This is a genomic window from Tepidiforma sp. (assembly GCF_034433535.1).
GTDB lineage: Bacteria > Chloroflexota > Dehalococcoidia > Tepidiformales > Tepidiformaceae > Tepidiforma.
Genome location: NZ_DAOUAO010000189.1, coordinates 1 through 2,818 on the forward strand (window position 1 = coordinate 1; position 2,818 = coordinate 2,818).

The window sequence follows — 2,818 nt, forward strand, 5'->3', positions numbered from 1 at the left end:
CTGGTTTCAGTCCCCTCGCGGGGATTTGGTGGGTGAAAGTCCGCGCAGAAGCCGAAAGCCTGCACGAAGCATGGCTTTCCGGCGGGTTTCAGTCCCCTCGCGGGGATTTGGTGGGTGAAAGGCTATTGACTTTTCGCCCGAGGCATGCTAGTGGCGAGCGATGGCGGCAGTGTAGCCCCTGCCTCGCTGCGCTGCAACGGGTCATCCCCGATGATCGCCCAGCGCGGCGCAGGCTGCGCCGGGGCTCCCGCAATCGCCTCGATCAATTGATGCCCCCTCCGCCCCAGGTGGTAAACTCGCACGTCATCCTCCTCCCTGTCGACGCGCTCCAACAGTCCCTTCCGCATACGGGCATATTCGCGGGCAGTAAGCTCCAGTTCAAATACGCTCCGCTGCACCCGCCTGCCCCAGCCTTCTAGCCACGTCGCAACTCGGGCGCGCCGCCCGTCATCGGGAATGTCATACACCACCGCGTACCAGGCCTCTTCCACGGCATCACCAGGCTGGCTTGAGCGCTCCCTGGCCCTGGATCGCCCGCGCGAGGTCCCGCGCCCGCAGTTCGAACACCCTCGCGACCGTTTCGCGTCTGCCGCTGGGCCTGTAGCGGGTTCGCCGCAGCAGGCGCGCCTCGAACTGTTCGATGAGCCGCTTGCGCACGTCCCACGTCAGCCGCACGCCCTCGCCGTGGGGCTCCCACCAGTCGTCTTGCTGGCGCAGCCGTGCGAAGAGCGGGAACACCAGGAAATCCACCAGGGGAGCGCGAAACTCCTCGATGAGGTCGAGCACAGCTGCGGGCTGGCCCCGGCTGGGCTCGTGCAGCATGCCGAGATACGGGTCGAGCCCGATGGTCGCGATTGCCGACCACGCTGGTCGGAGGAGGAGCGCATAGCCGTAGCTGAGGAGCGCGTTGAGGGGATCGCGCGGGGGCCGGCGGTGCCGCTGCCAGCGCTCCACCCCAAACCGCTCGCGGACAGCGGCGAAGTACTGCCGCGTGGCCCATCCTTCGATGCCGCGGAGCTCATCGAGCGATGCTGCCGTTCGAACCCTCGCGAGCAGCGCCGGGAGGTCCTGCTGCTGGGGGCATCGCCAGGCGCGCAGCACCCGCAGCTGCGAGTGAAGGCGGTTCAGCACCACCCGCCGGGCGATGACCAGCCGCGCTGCGGGCGTGGCGTGGACCAGTGCCTGGCGGGCGCGAAGCCGGGCTGCCGGGTGACCGAAAGGTTCCAGGCGCCCCTTGAGCCTCCCATCCTGCGTCAGGAAGACGCACGCGATGGCGCCGCTCAGCACCCGGTTCATCGCTGCCGGCGTGAGCAGCGCGCTCCCGTGGACCACGATTGTCTCAAGGACGTTGACGGGAACGACTGCGAGACGTTCGCGCTCGAGCCAGACCTCGAGGCACTCGCCCGATAGACGCAGGTTAGCGCCCTGGGCCGTGACATGCACCGTACGCATGGCCGTGCGCCTCCCTCTTTCCCTAAATTCGGCTGCGACAGGTGCGCGACACAGGAAGGGACGGGGAGCTAGCGCAGCGAGCGGAGAAGCGAGACGAACCGCTCCAGCTGCGGGGGCGTGGTGAGAAGCTTTGACGGGATTGGCGCGCCGACGGCGTCCGCCAGCAGGTCCAGCATGGCGAGCGCCGACTTCAGCTCGCCCTCGCTGGCGGGTTGGCCCTGGTGGACCGCCTGGTTCCGGGCGCGGGCCACCTTCTCGCGCGCATCCTCGACCCCGCTATCGAAGGCATCGCGATAGCGCCGGTCCAGGTGTGCGAGCAGCCTGCTGCGCCGCTGCGCGCCCTCGAGCCGGTACAGACCCGGCGCGAGTTCCCGAAGCTCGTCAACGGGCTGCTCGAGCACCTCTGGCGGCACGCCGTCCAGCTGGCTGCGCCGCAGCCTTTCCGGGTCGTGACCGAGCTGCCTCAGGCGGGCGGCGATCAGCACCTCGCTGGCGATCGCGGCCGCGATGACGCCCATCGTGGGACCCGAAACAGCGCCGACGCGGATGGCGGAAGCCGCCAGTTCCGCGCCCCAGGCCAGGTCGTCCGATTGACAGCGTTCGAACCACTGGCGGTAGTCGGCGAGCCGCTGCTGCAGCTCCTCGCCGAGCTTTTTGCCCTGGGCCACCCACGCAAACGGGGTTGTCAGCTCCTGCCGGCGGAAGTCCTCCGCGGCGCGCAGGGCCCGGGCGAGGGCCAGGGTGATGCCCAGGGCCACGGCATTCCATGGCGGGCCATGCAGGCCGACGATCGGTTCAGCCGCCGCTGCCGCGCCGCGAGCATCGCCCCGGGCCAGCGCGGCGAAGACGCGGTCCCGCGCCTCCAGGTGGACCAGCACGTCGGGGTCGAACTCCCGCAGCAGGCGCGCGGGGTCGCTGCTGTCTCTCGGTGCCAGGGCCTGGAAGTGGTGGGCCCCGGGCAGAAGCGAGCGGGTGACCAGCGTCATGGCGATGCCCTCCTGGGGCGTGCCCGAGGTGAAGCACACCGCGACCTCGTTCGAGGCGGGGTCGAGCAGGCGCCGGTGGCGGAAGACGAGCGCCCGGCCAGCCTGCAGCAGCGCGCCGATATCAACGACTGCGTCCGGGATGTTGGGTTTGAGGTCTTCGAGCACCTCCACCACGAGATCGGCTGAGGGAAACTCGGCCGAAAGCGCCGTGCGGGTCGCTTCGGTCTGCTCGGCGACGCCCCTCGTCGAGAGGAGGATGATGGCGTCGGGGCGCCAGTGTCGGGCTGCCCGCAGGGGACCGGTAGGCTCTCCCCCATCGAAGGGGTCGCGCCGGCCAATTGTTGCGAGGAGGACACGCGACATGCGCTGATTGTGGCGAC

General features: G+C 69.6%; 3 protein-coding genes. All 3 read right to left on the bottom strand.

Going from position 1 to position 2,818, the window contains the following annotated elements; genetic code table 11:
- Positions 1–122 precede the first annotated feature (122 nt).
- The 3 genes from cas2 to VAE46_RS09975 all read right to left on the bottom strand — a co-directional run bounded on the left by cas2 (position 123) and on the right by VAE46_RS09975 (position 2,801).
- Positions 123–491, bottom strand: a complete 369-nt coding sequence (gene cas2, locus VAE46_RS13565) for a CRISPR-associated endonuclease Cas2 (protein ID WP_416223962.1) — start codon at positions 489–491, stop codon at positions 123–125.
- Positions 492–495: 4 nt separating this feature from the next.
- Positions 496–1,452, bottom strand: coding sequence for a CRISPR-associated endonuclease Cas1 (cas1, locus tag VAE46_RS09970; RefSeq protein WP_322796785.1), 957 nt, complete (start codon positions 1,450–1,452; stop codon positions 496–498).
- A gap of 68 nt (positions 1,453–1,520) precedes the next feature.
- Positions 1,521–2,801, bottom strand: coding sequence for a hypothetical protein (locus tag VAE46_RS09975; protein ID WP_322796786.1), 1,281 nt, complete (start codon positions 2,799–2,801; stop codon positions 1,521–1,523).
- Between the last annotated feature and the right edge of the window lie 17 nt (positions 2,802–2,818).

Bases quoted from the DNA above. Each gene is read 5' to 3' on its own strand.
- VAE46_RS09975 (WP_322796786.1), bottom strand. From the start codon at position 2,801: ATGTCGCGTGTCCTCCTCGCAACAATTGGCCGGCGCGACCCCTTCGAT.
- cas1 (WP_322796785.1), bottom strand. From the start codon at position 1,452: ATGCGTACGGTGCATGTCACGGCCCAGGGCGCTAACCTGCGTCTATCG.